The sequence below is a fragment of the Spirochaetia bacterium genome (genome assembly GCA_022482625.1).
Lineage (GTDB): Bacteria > Spirochaetota > Spirochaetia > Sphaerochaetales > Sphaerochaetaceae > Pleomorphochaeta.
In genome coordinates, this window is sequence record JAKVOU010000001.1 from 2,564,674 (window position 1) to 2,579,747 (window position 15,074).

Consider the following 15,074-nt stretch of genomic DNA (forward strand, 5'->3'; position numbering starts at 1 on the left):
TAATATCATTATCATGGTCATGAAGGCTGAATTTATGCTATAATCATAGTCAGAGCTTAGATATCGCTCTGAATAGTATCGGAGGAATTATGCTGAATATCTTTCAAAATGGTTCAAGGTGGCTGAAGGCTGATTTTCATCTTCATACGATTTCCGATTCGGAATTTTCTTATAGTAAGCATGAGAACAAAGACTTTGTATCAGACTATATAGCTAAATTGAAAGAACAGCAGATTTATGTTGGCGTAATAACGAATCATAACAAGTTCAATAGCACAGAATTTTCTGTTTTGAGTAGTGAAGCTGAAAAAGAAGGAATATTTTTACTCCCTGGGGTTGAACTTTCAGTCCATGAAGGAGCCGGAGGACTCCATGTACTGGTCGTGTTTGATGAACCTTGGTTACAAGGCAACTGTATTGGTACTGCGCTGTCTACTATTTTCAGTGGAAAAATTCCGGATGATTATGAGGATCAAAACGGATATGCGGATAAGTCCCTGAAAGAAACTACTAAGATTCTGGATGAATTTCACCATGATTATTTTTATATATTTGCACATGTGAATCAAAAAAGTGGCTTGTTTGAAGAATTGGATATCGGAAGGATCAAAGACCTTTTCAATAACCCTAACATTGCCAAAAGGATCCTTGGGTTTCAGAAAGTAGAGGTGCAGCAAAAAAAGGATAATCTGATTCAAGAAATAGGCAAGCAGAATTATCCTGCAGAGGTAGAGGGATCTGATCCTTCTGCCATTGAAGAAATCGGTTCAAAGAAGGGTGACACATGGATCAAGATAGGTAGTTACAATTTTGAAGCTATCAGGATGGCTTTATTGGATCATATACATAGAACCAAGGCAGAGCAGCCAGAACATGTACGACATTCCTACATTAGAAGCATCAGTTTTGAAGGAGGGCTCCTCGATGGGAAAACAATTGACTTTTCTTCTCAACTCAATACGTTGATAGGTATCCGAGGCAGTGGGAAGTCTGCCATACTCGAATCTATTTGCTATGTTTTGAATTTCCCAGACAGAAACACAAGAATCGACCATGAATACAAGGACCGATTGGTGGATTATGTCCTTGGCAGCGGTGGAAGAATAAAGCTGGTGACCATTGATGAAAATGGTCAGGAATTTGAGATTTTCAGAACACTCAACAGGGAACCGGAAGTGTTTGTATCTGGCACCGAAGAACCAGGAATTGCGATAAGGAAAACCGCTATACATTGTCCGTTGTTTTTTGGACAAAAAGAACTTTCTTCCCGAGGTGAACATTTTGATCAGGAGTTGCTTGGTAAACTACTGGGAGATAAACTGGTTCCCATACGTAGGGAAATCATAGAAAAGAAAGGTAAGATCGTTGATATCATTACTATCTTGTCCAAGCTCAATGGCCTTTCCGATCATATAAAAACTTTGGAAGATACCATAAGGGACTGCAAATTCAATCTTAGGAAGTTCAAAGAATTCGGTATCGAGGACAAGTTCAGGGGACAGACCGAATTTGCTTCTGATAAACGAACAATAGAATCAATGATAAAAATGTGCATGGATTTACGTGAAGCCTTGCTCCAAGTCCATGGAACCATGTCTGAAACCTATAACGCTACTTCTGTTACTCTTTCAGATCAGAACAGTGATATTGCTGAAGTTTTGAAACCTTCATATGAGGTGGTGTCTACAAGCTTGAAACAAATAATGGAGCTAGCTGATAGACTTGAAGCTTCCAGGCAGAATATGGAGAAAGTCTATGGCAGTTTCAAGGAGAAGGAGCATGAATTCTCGGAGCAGTTTGCAAAAATCCGTAGAAGCATTGAGAAGGAAATAAGAAGTAAAGGAATTGACTCCGTCCAACTTGAAGATTATCCGATGTTACATGAAAAAATTGCAAAGAGCGAAAATCGTCTGAACCTTCTAGAGAAACAACAGCAACAGGAAGAACTTCTGAAGACAAAACTACGGAGAGAATTACACGCCCTTGCAGAGTTATGGAGAAAGGAATTTTCTATAATTGAAACAGAATTGGGTATCATAAACTCTACTCAGGGTGCCATACAGATTTCTGCAGAATTTGAGGGTGACAAAGACAGTTACCTACAGTATCTGCAATTATCTTTCAAGGGGAGTGGTTTGATGAAAAATGCTCTTTCAAAGCTGGTTGAGAACTCTAAGGATTTTATTGCAGTCTATGATGATTTTGATGGTGCCTGTAATTCTTTTCCTGATGCTTCTCGAGAAAAATTCCGTTCATCTGTACAAAAACAATTGGGAGATCTCCTTACGTATCAGGTTCCAAACTCGTATTCGATTACCTATCATGGCAAGGAACTGAAGCAACATTCATTGGGGCAACGGGCTTCTGCTTTGATTTTGTTTGTCCTTGGACAGAAAGGCAATGATGTTATTATCATAGACCAACCGGAAGATGATTTGGACAACCAAACTATATATGAAGAAGTGATCAAGCAGATAATTGCATTGAAACCTGACATGCAATTTATTTTTGCAACACATAATGCCAATATTCCCGTACTTGGAGATGCAGAAATGGTTCATACGTGTTCTTATGTCGATACCGATGGAAAAACCTCCATCGCTGTTGATTCCGGAAGTATTGATAATCAGAATACGCAAAAATCCATTATAAGTATAATGGAAGGTGGTGAGGTTGCCTTTGAAAGAAGAAAGGAAATATATGAATTATGGAATTAGTTGAACTATATGATATATTGTTGAAGGGTGAAGATAGCAAGAACCAATTCAAGCAGAATTTTACCAATTCTGATAGTTTGGCTGCAGAAATGGTGGCTTTCAGCAATAGCGATGGAGGAAGGATTTTTATCGGGGTTGCTGATGATGGTGCGATAGCAGGTCTTTCTGCTGAAGATGTTCGTAGATTGAATATGATGATTTCCAATGTTGCTTCTCAGCATGTTCATCCAGCAATCAACCCTATGACAGAAAACATATTGACAGATGAAGGTTCTGAAATCATTGTGGTTGCTGTTCCTGTAGGCTTATGCAAGCCTTATTCAGATAACCAAGGTATCATTTGGGTAAAAAGTGGGGCAGATAAACGAAAAGTGACTGCCCGTGAAGAATTACAGCGTATGTTTCAGGAAGCAGGGCTGGTTTATGCGGATGAAGTTCCTGTAAACGGTTTGACGGCTACGGATATAGATTTGAAGTATTTCAGTACTTTTTTTGAGAAACTTTATGGGGAATCCGTTGATGCGCAGCAGAAAACTTTATTACATATTTTGGAAAATATGAATTTGGCAAAGGATGGTTTCCTTAATGTGGCGGGAGCCTTGCTCTTTTCAAGAAATGTCAAGTATAAGCTGCCATTGTTCATCGTCAAGGCAGTGCATTATCCTGGTACCGATATTGATACTGCCAGATATGAAGACAGCAGAGATTTTTCTGGATTGCTGGAGGAAGTATATACTGATACGCTTTCTTTTATTCTGAGCAATGTGCCTTATCGGCAAAATGATCAAAATGTAAATTCAACTGCAGTACCTGTAGTAGCAAAGACCGTATGGGAAGAGCTTTTGTCCAACGCACTTTTTCATCGTGACTATTTTGTTGCGGCTCCAGTCCGTCTCTTTATGTTCAGTAACCGTGTAGAACTTGTTAGTCCTGGGCATTTACCTAATAATCTGACGATTGAAAATATCAAAGCAGGAAATTCAGTGAGTAGAAATCCTATACTTACTTCTTACGGAAGTAAAATACTTCCTTACCGTGGCCTTGGAAATGGCATAAGGCGGGCATTGAAACTGCATAAGAAGATTACATTTGTAGATGACAGAGCCGGAAATCAATTTAAGGCAATTGTTTTCTATTGAAGGAAAGGAAGGCTATATCTTACTTGTGCTATATAATATATACTTGGGAGTTTATTATCGTTTCAATTCTATTTTTGTAATATTTTTTGAATTGATGCAACAAAATCAAAATTCTATACAATGTTCAATATTGTACTATACATGCTGATTCTTAGAGAAATAGGGCCGAGATTAGAGAAAATCAATACTCAGTATTTCAAATACGGGGTATTGCCTTTTAGTCGGTTTTAATATCATACCCATAAGTTAAGATCGAAGCCAATAATCTGTACCGGAAACTCAGTGCTTGTAGTAGCTAATGGAGTTTTTACAAAACGCATTGATTAATGTTTCAGATTTTGCTGTCTTGCTTACAATTAGATATTCAATAAAGAAATTAATTATTATAATATTATGCCGTTTACGGTAGAATTTAATATTCTATACTTATTATAAGTGAATCTCAATTAAGAAAAATTTTTAATGATAATAAATATGTTTTGTGAAACTTTCAGAAAATTGTTTACTATTATAAGATGTTATTTTAGAAATTATATAAGGATATCTACTAGCAAAAACTTGCATAAAATATTTACTGATTCTTAATTGTATAAAAATGACTGTATTAATATAAGTATGAGTCATTAATTTGAGTATAAATTATATATAATTTATTGTATAGTAAATAATTATATTGACATTTTAGGCTGTTTATGATACTGTTATCAGTATTAGGAGGAAGTAATATATGGTTAATTTTAGTAGCCTGAATGGGAAAAAAGCCATAGTAACAGGAAGTGCAAGAGGCCTTTGCAATGGAATAGCTACAGCTTATCATGAAGCAGGTGCCGAAGTTGTTCTTGTTGATGTGAATGAGAATGTCAAGGATGCTGCTCAGAAAATGAGTACTGGAGATATTCCTGTACATTATATTGTCGGGGATTTGACAGACACTGCTCATCTACCGGCACTTGTCAATTCTGCAAAAGAACAACTTGGTGGACGAATTGATATTTTACTTAACGGGGCAGGTATACAATACCGTTGTCCGGCTATTGATTTTCCAGTTGAAAAATGGGAGAAAATTATTGAAATAAATCTAAACTCAGTTTTTTTTCTTTCTCAGCAGGTAGGCAAAGTTATGATTACCCAGCATTATGGCAAGATTATTAATATTGCTTCAATGACTGCGTTTATGGGCAGTGTTCTTATTCCGGCTTACACTGCCAGCAAGGGGGCAATTGCGCAATTGACTAAGGCCTTGTCAAACGAATGGGCAAGTCTAGGCATTAATGTGAATGCAATTGCACCCGGTTATATGGCAACAAAACTTACGGCTAATATGAAAAAAGTCAATCCTCAGCAGTATGAAGAAATATCGAACAGGATACCGATGAAACGTTGGGGACAACCTGAAGATTTGTATGGAGTTGCTATTTTCTTGGCAAGTGATGCTGCTGCTTATATTTCTGGAGCAATTATTCCTATCGATGGAGGATTCTTAGGGAAATAATTTCCTGTTCCGGAAAATTCTGCACCCTGAACTTAAAAGAAAGCACACTCAATCAAACTGGGTGTGCTTCTTTTTGGTCTCTTTTAATTTTTATTTTGCATTATTCACTATATCGTTTTGTAGTTTTCCTGATGATAAGTTTTGGATCAAGTATTACCCGTTCAGGTTTACTGTTTTTATCATTCAATTGTTTTAACATCAGTCGGACAGCTTGTTCACTCATTTCTTCAACATGTTGATCCACTGTTGTTAGCCCAATATCATATAAGGAAGCAAATGAAATATTATCAAAACTTACTACTGAGATGTCTTCCGGAACTTTGATTCCAGATTCTCTACATCCTTCGATAAAACCGATTGCTGTCAAATCATTGCCAATAACAATACCCTTTGCTCTATGATCTAAATTTTTAATATATTCCTTTGCCAATTCATATCCGGTTCCCATTTTTAAATCAGTTTCAAGGATATTTTCATCTTGAATAGGGATTTTATAATTATTCATTGCTTGCTTGTATCCTTCATAGCGTTGGATAGAAGCAGAAGATTCGTTTTGTCCCTTGATATAAGCAATACGCGGGAACTCGTATTCAATCAAATGCATGGTTGCTATATAGCCTGCCTTAAAATTATCCAAAATAACAGAATCCCCTTGATAGTCAAAGGCATCAAGCATACGATTGACTAAAACGATAGGCATATTACTTGACTTGAGCTCATCACTTATTGCCTGGTTTCTTGCTGTTAGCAAAATTAATCCAGCGAAATTAGCAGCTATAACATGTTTGATAAATTCAACTTCTTTTTTTACATTGTTTTCACTATTGAAAATAACCAACATATAGCCATTTTCACTGAGCTTTCTCTGAATAAAGAAAGCTAAGTCTGCATAAAAAGGGTTGCGAATATCACTAAGAATCAATGCAACGACTTCCATATTTCCAACGCTTAGCCCTCTAGCAATAGCATTTGGTCTGTAACCAATTTCAGATATATATTTTAAAATTCGATTTTTGACTGGTTCACTGACACCTGGAGAATTGTTCATAGCTCGTGAGACGGCTGACTTGGATACCCCTAGTTCCGTAGCTACTTCGGAAATTGTTATTTTTTTGCCCATTGAAATTCTCCTTATATGTATTATACAGATGTTGATGATTAAGTGAACTGCTATGTTGTCGCGAAGTGCTAGCTACGAAATATAATATGTCATTTTTATAATACAACAACAATCATGGATATCAAGTGTTAAGGTAAGTAACAGTAAAAATAGCCGAGCTCCATCGCTGAAGCTCGGTATAAAAACTAACCAAATTTACGGCGAATAATTAAAACTATTTAAGTGGTGCTGGATATGCGAAATTGCCATTTGCAATCGAAACCGGCCAGACAGTTACTTGTTTTTGATTCTGATATTGTACTACAGTCAGATTGCCTCCCATGTTTTGATTTTTATAATCTTTTCCATTGAATTGTGAATCGGTGAAGGCAATCTTATCATAAGGTAATATGATTATTGGTTTTGCCCCAATTTGAAAAGACTTATCAATTTCGATTTTGCCAAGGGCATTCTTGATTGTCTCTGAAGTTATTTCTTTGCCATCATTGGCAACATTTTGAATTGCTTGAGCAAGAACATATGTTGTAATGTAGGCTTCAGCGGAATGTCCGTTCATTGCTATCCCAAATTCTTTTTTAAATTTATCAGATATTGCAGAACCCTTTGAGCCTGCAACAAATTCTGTTGCCAAAGAGATACCATTGCATAGAGACCCTACTGCTGGTACATATGAGGCTTCAGAGAACCCGTTGCCTTTTGCGATGCAAAGCTTCGGAGCATATCCTTGTTCATGGAATGTCTTTGTAAGTAAAATGGCATCTGATACGTAACAGTCAACAATTAATGCATCAGGATTCATTTCTTTCAATTGTAAAACTTCGCTTGAAAGATCCGCAGCACCCTGTGAATAAAGGACTTCACCTAAATAGTTATATCCTAATTGCTTTGCCCAATACCGTGTCCACTCAACAGTCTGCTGGCCAACTTCTGTATTGTCAGCACAGACTGCTATTGTTTTTACGTTCATTGCATCATTTGCTTTGTCTAGATCCCGGATACTATAAATCATATCACGAATAAACATCATATTTGTCGGTGCAAGCCGGAAAAAATAATTGTATCCATGTCCTGTCAAATTATCTGAAGTTGCATTTGCAGTAATAAAAGGAACTGAATAATTTTCAGCAACTTGGGCAACTACTTCTGTTACGCTGCTCTGATATGCTCCAATTACTGCTAAAACTTTCTTTTGTGTAATCAAGCGTTCCATCTCGGTCATACCGGTTTGACCTTTTCCTTGGCTATCACCAAAAGCTATATCAAGTTTTTTCCCATTGATTCCACCTGCAGCATTGATTTCATCCAATGCCATTTTGATTCCTTTTTGCATGTTTTGCCCTGAATCAGCAAGATCACCTGTCAGGGGATAAAGACCTCCCAAAAGGATAACGTCATTCGAAGAAGATTCCTTGGTTTCTTTTTCTCCATTGGCAAATGCTCCTCCAACAACAAATACTGACATAGTACCTAACAGCAACAATTTTTTGAGTAAACTCTTCATTTTTTTCTCCTTTTTGTGAATAGTTTAGTATCGATAAGTATTAAATCTGATTTGCTTGCAATCAGAATCCTAAATAAGCTTTTTTTACATTTTCATCATTAAGCAGTGATTCTGAAGTTCCGACAAGGCTTATGATGCCATTTTCCAATACATATCCTTTGCTGGCTAAATTAAGAGCTTTTCTTGCATCCTGTTCTGCCAGGACAATTGAAAGTCCATCTTGCTTAGTTATGTTTTTTGCGATTGTAAAAATGTTATCTACAATTTTTGGTGCTAAGCCAAGGGAAGGCTCATCCATCAAAAGTACTTTCGGTAACCCCATCAAACCTCGTGAAAAGGCAACCATTTGTTGTTCTCCGCCGCTTAAGGTACCAGCTGCCTGGCTTTTCCTTTCAGAGAGGATAGGAAACCAGGAAAAGACTTTTTCCAAAGACATCTTTTTTTTCAGCTTGGCTTCTTTTGTGCAAGCTCCAAGTTCCAGATTTTCTTGGACAGTCATTTCAGGAAAAAGTTGTCTTCCCTCGGGACAAAGAATTATACCTTGCTTAATGAAATCATAGCAAGATTTTCCAGTTAATTCATTTTCTTCAAAGAAAATAGAACCCGAAAATGAATGTAATAAACCTGCTAGGGTATCCATTGTAGTGCTTTTGCCAGCTCCATTACTTCCTATGAGGGCAATGATCTGACCCTTTTCGACAGCAACATCTACATCCCATAAAACTTGGGTTGCACCATAGCGTACACAAAGTTTGTTTGCCCTCAGATATGCGTTATCACTCATTGCAACCGACTCCTTTTCCTAAATAGACTTCAATTACATATGGATCATTCATAACAACTTCAGGAGAACCCTCAATGATTTTTTCACCATGGTGCATCATTATTACTTTTTCACATAAATGTGATACTGCACGCATGACATGTTCAATAAGTAAAATAGTAATTCCATTCTCATTGATTTTTCTAATCAACTTGACGGCATCGTCTGTTTCCGTAGGATTTAATCCTGCCATGACTTCATCAAGCAACAACAATTCAGGATCAGTTGCAAGCGCACGTGCTAGTTCCAATCTTTTTTTATACGAAGTACCTACTTCTCCAGGAAAAAGATCCTTTTGTGGGTACAAGCCTGTAAAATTGAGTATTTCCAATGCAAATTCTTTTGCTTCTGTAGCCTTAGAAAAGTTTTTTCTACCGAAAAGCGTTCCTGAAATTACATTGTCGAGTATTGACATGTTTCGTAGCGGTTTCATGATTTGGAATGTTCGAGCAATTCCCTTGCTTGTGTAAGTATAGGGTTTGTTTCCTGTTATATTTTCTCCTTGGTAGAAAATCTGACCTGAGGTGGGCGCCAACATACCACTGATCATATTGAACACTGTAGTTTTTCCAGCCCCATTGCTTCCAATAATACCTGTAATGCTATTTTTCCTGACTGAGAATGTTACGTTATCTACAGCTTTCAGCCCACTGAACTTTTTCGTCAGTTTATCTACTTTCAACATTGTTTCTGGGGTAATGTGCATCTCATTTTGCATTGTTTGTCTTTCCTTTGCTGAAGTAAGTATTAATTCGAGTCTTCAGCTTACTGTGGCGATACCAACCTGTAATGCCACTAGGCTGCAATACTATGACAGCGATGATTATTGCGGAATAAACGACAAGATTAAATCCATTTGCGATTGAACTTAAAGAAGCATTCAGATACTCAGACAGCGGAACGAGAATTGCACCACCGATAAGAGGACCAGCTACACTACCTAGTCCTCCTATGATAGCTGGTAAGACATATTCCACAGATTTAGAAGTCATCATGATATCCGGATTGACATAGCGCACATAGCAAGCATAGAAAACACCACAGACAGCAATCATACCTGAACTAATGAATGTTGCAATCATTTTATATTTTAAAGGATTGATTCCTACTGCTTTTGCAGTATCTTCATCTTCCCTTATTGTTTTAAGCCCATAGCCAAGCTTTGAATGATCAATTCTTTTGATTACAAGATAATAACCAGCCATCATGACAAGAGAAATATAAAAATATGGGGCCTTGGATCCAAAACGCATAAGGGCAAAAGATGGCTTACCATAAGTAAGCAACAGTCCTTGACCTTTGCCGGCAAGTTCCCAATTCAAGAATAAGTTCCTAAACGCTTCACCGAAGGCAATCGTAACCAATGAGAAATATGCTCCATGCAACACAAAGCAAGGAGAGAGAATTACAGCTCCTAAAGAACCGACAATAAAGAATACAATTATTATACTCAACCATGGGGAAATATTGAAATAATTCAAAAGCATTGTAGTAATGTAGGCTCCCAATGCCATAAAAGCTGCATGTCCTAATGAAATCTGGCCTGTCATTCCCCCCAGGATATTCCATGCCAATGAACATGAAATTGTTAAGAAAGTCGTAATAAAAATTGAGATAATATATGGAACCGTAATAAATATCGGTAACAAAACAATAATCAGAAGAAGAGCTACGAGCATAAGTAATTTTTTGTTGAGTTTCATATTTATCCTCTTTGCTTTTTTTGATTGAATTCTGCTTTTCCGATCAAAATCAGAATGAAAATAAAGAAGACAAGGGCATCTTTGAAAGATGAACCGACGACAACTGCGCCGAGGGTTTCCAGTAAGCCCAGAACAATACCGCCGAAGAAAGCTCCCAGAACACTTCCCAGGCCTCCTAGAGTCACTACGATAAAGGACCGTGTACCGTATATATTGCCTACCGTAGGGAATACGTAATAAAATGACATTAGGCATGATCCGGCTATTCCAGCAATTGCAGCGCCAAGTCCATAGGTAATAGCATAGATGGATTTTGCTTTTATCCCTGTAACTTCTGCTCCTCGTGGATTTTGGGATGCAGCTCTGATTTGTTTTCCTAAAGTTGTGTATTTAAGCATAAGAAAAATCAAAGCTGTGACAACCATAAGGATTACAAAGCTCAACAACTTCGGTGAACTAATATTCATTGTCCCTAGGTGTACCACTTTGTTTTCAAAAACGCTTTTTGCTGTGCGGTAATCAGACTTGAATATAAGTAATGCCAAATTTGCAAAGAAAATGCTTAGACAGCATGTCAGGAACAACACATTTGAATCATCTTCTTCTCTCATCGAACGTGTAATAAGGAACATCTGCAGCAATGCACCTACACAGAACATCATTATTGCCACGAGTGGAATTGAAAGGAATGGGTCGAGTCCTACTTTTTCATTTAATACGTAGGACATGTACATACTTATCATGAGAATTTCACCTTGACAGAAATTAACTATTTTCATGACACCAAAGATCAGATTAAGGCTCATTCCTACCATCGCGTAGATGCCTCCGATCATGATACCATTTACAATTGCTTGCCCAATAGTATTCAAACTAAAAACCTCCCTTACCTTCTGTAGAAGCGGGTTCGCTGTAATTTTATATTGATTGTTAAGAAAATAATTTCATTTTATCAAGGTAAAATACTGGAACCGATTTCTTCAATAAGACAATAATATCATACAATTTTGAAAAAGCAACAAAAAAAAGTAGCTAAAAGGAAAAATTGTTTTTGAAGATGTTTTGCTTTTTACTTATAAATATAAATACCTTACTATTTTTTTATTTTTATTAAATATTTTCCTTCATTGTAATGAATTGATAAGTTTATATGCAATACTTTTGTTGTTTTTTAAAATTAATGAAGCTATTTCTATTACATGATGTGTAAAATTAGATAGAGAGAATTTAACAATTGAGTTCTAATTTATTTAGAAATTGAAGTGATTATAGAACCTTTTGTAGATTTGTGTTGACAGCAATAAAGTTTCATTTTAAAATCAAATATAAAGAAACCGGTTTCGTAACAAAATAGGAGATACAATCTTGATTATTGCTGGAAATAAGCTATGGAATGATTCGGTAACAGCCGGCTTACATGAAATTTCTGTTTCACAAGAGAAAAAACTTTTTCTTTTTGAGCATGTTCCCGATACGCTTTATGATGCATTGATAAATTCTGTGAATTCTTATCCTGATAAAATTGCTGTTGTTGACGATATTGGCATGGAATATACTTTTGCTCAGTTGCTTAGACTAACTGATAGATTTGCAGGGGCTCTATGCAAAAAGGGAGTGACCTTAGGTAGCCATGTGGGTGTATTGCTTTACACTTCGATAGAATTTTGTATAACTTTTCTTGCATTATCAAGGCTTGGAGCTATCTGCATTCCTTTTCCAACTAAATATAAAAAAACTGAAATTTTTTCTTTAGTTTCAAAATCAGATTTAGAATTTATGGTTTGTGATAGTACTTTTAAACCTTGGTTTCAAAGTACAAAATTTTCTGTCATTGTCTCTGAACGTGTACATGATGACGAACTTGGTTTTGCTGCGTTATCGGTTGATCCTAAGCTCCCGGAGCATACCAAATGCCATGTTAATAGAACTTGTGATGCCTTGATTGTATTTACTTCAGGTACCACCTCAGAAAGCAAGGGTGTGGTGCTGACGAATTATAATATTATGCATGCAATAGTTGTTTACCAACGTATTTTTACAATTACTGACAATGATTCCTGTATAATTCCTATTCCAATGTATCTGATAACAGGACTTGTGGCTTTATTCGGCTTGTTTGTCTATGTAGGTGGCACAATCTATTTACAAAAATTTTTTAATGCGACAAGAATCCTTGCTTGCATCAAACAACATGGCATTACCTTTATGCATGCATCTCCTACAGTTTTTTTTCTTTTGCTTGAAGAATCAAGAAACCATAAGAGTTTGCCTTCATTGAGAGAATTGGCCTGCGGAAGCAGTAATATGCCAGTTTCAAAAATCAGAGAAATTCACCAATGGCTTCCGAATTGTATATTCCATACGGTTTATGGATTGACGGAAACTACTTCACCGGCGGCGATTTTTCCTTATGATGCGGCAAGTAGTAAATTCAGTGGATCTTGTGGATTACCAATTCCGGGAACTGTTTTTAAAGTGGTTGATGAAAAAGACAAGGAACTTGATTACGGCATGATCGGGGAGATCATGATTAAAGGGTCTGTTGTCGTAGACCATTATTATAAATTGAATGGAAACTATATTACTGCGGATGGCTGGTTACATACAGGGGATTTAGGTTATTTCAATGAGAATAATTACCTGTATATAGTTGATAGAAAGAAAGATATGATCAATCGTGGCGGTGAAAAGATTTGCAGTATAGATGTAGAAAATGAACTGTATAAGATAAAAGGAATTAAAGAAGCCGCTATTATTGGTATTCCTGATTGTCTCTATGGTGAAGTTCCAATTGCTATTGTTTCACTTTCAGAACCTTTAACAGAAGAGCAAATAATACATCGGATGTCAGATCAAGTAGCTAAGTATAAGGTTCCCGTAAAAGTGTTTATTGTTCCTTCAATTCCAAAATCTGCAAATGGAAAGGTAGATAAGAAAAAATTACGGGACGAATATGCTGCTTTTGGGCAAAGGAGATAAAAGACAATGAAGAAACCTATATTCATGTCGGCTGAAGAAGCCGCTCGACTAATAGAAAACAATTCAACAATTGCAACTATAGGAATGACACTGGTATCTGCTTCAGAAAGTATTTTAAAAGCTATTGAACATGAATTTCTGACAACGGGGAGACCAAATAATCTGACCTTGGTACATTCATGTGGACAGAGTGACAGAGACAGAGGTATCCAGCATTTTTCACATGAAGGTATGCTTAAGACAATCATAGGAGGACATTGGGGACTTCAGCCAAAGATGATGGATTTGATAGCAAACAATAAGATACTTGCTTATTGCATTCCACAAGGTCAATTTGCTCAGCTTTATCGAAGTATGGCAGGTGGAGAACCTGGTAAAATTACAAAAGTAGGATTAGGTACTTTCATTGATCCTCGACTTGGTGGAGGAAAAATGAATGAAATTACGAAGAATGCACCTGATATCATAGATGTAGTGACCATCGATGGAGAGGAGTATCTTCGTTATAAACCTATTCCATTGGATTATTGTATTATCCGGGGAACATATATAGATGAACTGGGTAACCTCACGACCGATGAAGAGGCCATGAAGCTTGAGGTGTTACCGGCAGTTCTTGCCTGTAAAAAATTTGGTGGCAAAGTAATAGCCCAGGCAAAGTACAAGGTACAGGCAGGAACCTTGCATTGCAAACGTGTCGAAGTTCCTGGTGTATTCATTGATGCAGCCGTCATTTGTCCTAATCCTGAAGAAGATCATCGCCAGACACACAGTTTTGCATTCAATCCTGCATATTGTGGTGATATAAAAGTTCCTGTAGGCAAAGATGAGACATTGCCTTTGACAGTGAGAAAGGCTATTGGCCGAAGAGGTATGATGGAACTTTCTCCTGATGACATTCTGAATGTCGGAACTGGTATTCCCAATGATGTAGTCGGTCCGATTATCGCCGAGGAAGGCATTGGGGATGATGTAACTATTACAGTTGAATCTGGAATTTATGGTGGCATCCCGATGGGAGGAATTGATTTTGGAATTGCGAAAAACAACTTTGCCCTTATACGCCACGATGACCAATTTGATTACTACAATGGTGTAGGAGCGGATGTTACCTTCATGGGGGCAGGCGAGGTAGATGCTGCAGGCAATGTCAACGCAACCAAGCTTGGTCCCCTTCCGACTGGTGCCGGAGGATTCGTAGATATTACGGCAAATGCAAAACATGTCGTTTTCTGTGCCACTTTCACTGGGAAAGGACTTAAATGTTCTTTCCATGACAAAAAGATCCATATTGACCATGAAGGATCGCTGATTAAATTCGTCAAACAACTTCAGCAGATTTCATACAATGCCGATTTGGCATTTAAGCATGGACATAAGATGCACTATGTGACTGAAAGGGCTGTGTTTGAATTGACTAAGAACGGTCTGATGTTGACTGAGATTGCTGATGGAATTGATTTGCAACGTCAAATACTTGATTTGATGGACTTCAAACCTTTGATCAGTCCTGATTTGTGCAAGATTAACCCACTGGTTTTTAATGATAAGGGAACGATGAATTTGAGAGAATTCATTTCAAATAAAAAATAACATTCAT

General features: G+C 37.1%; 11 protein-coding genes. 5 read left to right on the forward strand and 6 right to left on the reverse strand.

Translation table 11 applies throughout. The features are described from left to right. Window positions 1-89 precede the first annotated feature (89 nt). The 3 genes from LKE40_11650 (at window position 90) to LKE40_11660 (ending at window position 5,348) form a co-directional block, all read left to right on the forward strand. Window positions 90-2,717 (forward strand): histidinol-phosphatase, encoded by a 2,628-nt coding sequence (locus LKE40_11650; protein MCH3918083.1) that lies wholly within the window; start codon window positions 90-92, stop codon window positions 2,715-2,717. Then, the gene (locus LKE40_11655; protein MCH3918084.1) at window positions 2,708-3,856 is read left to right on the forward strand and encodes a putative DNA binding domain-containing protein; all 1,149 of its coding nucleotides are present in this window, start codon (window positions 2,708-2,710) and stop codon (window positions 3,854-3,856) included. Before LKE40_11650 ends, LKE40_11655 begins: the two co-directional genes overlap by 10 nt. Before the next feature lie 727 nt (window positions 3,857-4,583). Then, window positions 4,584-5,348, forward strand: coding sequence for a glucose 1-dehydrogenase (locus LKE40_11660; protein MCH3918085.1), 765 nt, complete (start codon window positions 4,584-4,586; stop codon window positions 5,346-5,348). A 100-nt stretch (window positions 5,349-5,448) separates the two neighbouring features. Here LKE40_11660 and LKE40_11665 read toward each other — a convergent pair whose 3' ends face one another. The 6 genes from LKE40_11665 to LKE40_11690 form a co-directional block, all read right to left on the reverse strand. Continuing rightward, window positions 5,449-6,468, reverse strand: a complete 1,020-nt coding sequence (locus LKE40_11665) for a LacI family transcriptional regulator (GenBank protein ID MCH3918086.1) — start codon at window positions 6,466-6,468, stop codon at window positions 5,449-5,451. Between the two features lie 214 nt (window positions 6,469-6,682). Next, window positions 6,683-7,969 (reverse strand): ABC transporter substrate-binding protein, encoded by a 1,287-nt coding sequence (locus tag LKE40_11670; GenBank protein ID MCH3918087.1) that lies wholly within the window; start codon window positions 7,967-7,969, stop codon window positions 6,683-6,685. A 61-nt stretch (window positions 7,970-8,030) separates the two neighbouring features. Beyond that, window positions 8,031-8,753 (reverse strand): ABC transporter ATP-binding protein, encoded by a 723-nt coding sequence (locus LKE40_11675; GenBank protein ID MCH3918088.1) that lies wholly within the window; start codon window positions 8,751-8,753, stop codon window positions 8,031-8,033. Next, window positions 8,746-9,510: an ABC transporter ATP-binding protein gene (locus tag LKE40_11680; GenBank protein ID MCH3918089.1), complete on the reverse strand. Its 765-nt coding sequence runs from the start codon at window positions 9,508-9,510 to the stop codon at window positions 8,746-8,748. The genes LKE40_11675 and LKE40_11680 overlap by 8 nt, the downstream gene beginning before the upstream one ends. Next, entirely contained in the window at window positions 9,500-10,495 is a 996-nt protein-coding gene (locus tag LKE40_11685; GenBank protein MCH3918090.1) for a branched-chain amino acid ABC transporter permease, read from the reverse strand. Before LKE40_11685 ends, LKE40_11680 begins: the two co-directional genes overlap by 11 nt. Before the next feature lie 2 nt (window positions 10,496-10,497). After that, a complete protein-coding gene (locus tag LKE40_11690; protein ID MCH3918091.1) occupies window positions 10,498-11,367 on the reverse strand; it encodes a branched-chain amino acid ABC transporter permease in 870 nt (289 codons plus the stop codon). A 493-nt stretch (window positions 11,368-11,860) separates the two neighbouring features. Between LKE40_11690 and LKE40_11695 the strand changes: the two genes are divergently transcribed. Together LKE40_11695 and LKE40_11700 are read left to right on the forward strand one after the other, a co-directional pair. Then, window positions 11,861-13,474 carry an acyl--CoA ligase gene (locus tag LKE40_11695; GenBank protein MCH3918092.1) on the forward strand — a complete coding sequence of 538 codons (1,614 nt, stop codon included), beginning with the start codon at window positions 11,861-11,863 and terminating at the stop codon, window positions 13,472-13,474. Between the two features lie 6 nt (window positions 13,475-13,480). Next, entirely contained in the window at window positions 13,481-15,067 is a 1,587-nt protein-coding gene (locus LKE40_11700; protein MCH3918093.1) for an acyl CoA:acetate/3-ketoacid CoA transferase, read from the forward strand. Window positions 15,068-15,074 lie beyond the last annotated feature (7 nt).

Coding starts and splice junctions, on each gene's coding strand:
- LKE40_11650 (MCH3918083.1), top strand. CDS start 90: ATGCTGAATATCTTTCAAAATGGTTCAAGGTGGCTGAAGGCTGATTTT.
- LKE40_11655 (MCH3918084.1), top strand. CDS start 2,708: ATGGAATTAGTTGAACTATATGATATATTGTTGAAGGGTGAAGATAGC.
- LKE40_11660 (MCH3918085.1), top strand. CDS start 4,584: ATGGTTAATTTTAGTAGCCTGAATGGGAAAAAAGCCATAGTAACAGGA.
- LKE40_11665 (MCH3918086.1), bottom strand. CDS start 6,468: ATGGGCAAAAAAATAACAATTTCCGAAGTAGCTACGGAACTAGGGGTA.
- LKE40_11670 (MCH3918087.1), bottom strand. CDS start 7,969: ATGAAGAGTTTACTCAAAAAATTGTTGCTGTTAGGTACTATGTCAGTA.
- LKE40_11675 (MCH3918088.1), bottom strand. CDS start 8,753: ATGAGTGATAACGCATATCTGAGGGCAAACAAACTTTGTGTACGCTAT.
- LKE40_11680 (MCH3918089.1), bottom strand. CDS start 9,510: ATGCAAAATGAGATGCACATTACCCCAGAAACAATGTTGAAAGTAGAT.
- LKE40_11685 (MCH3918090.1), bottom strand. CDS start 10,495: ATGAAACTCAACAAAAAATTACTTATGCTCGTAGCTCTTCTTCTGATT.
- LKE40_11700 (MCH3918093.1), top strand. CDS start 13,481: ATGAAGAAACCTATATTCATGTCGGCTGAAGAAGCCGCTCGACTAATA.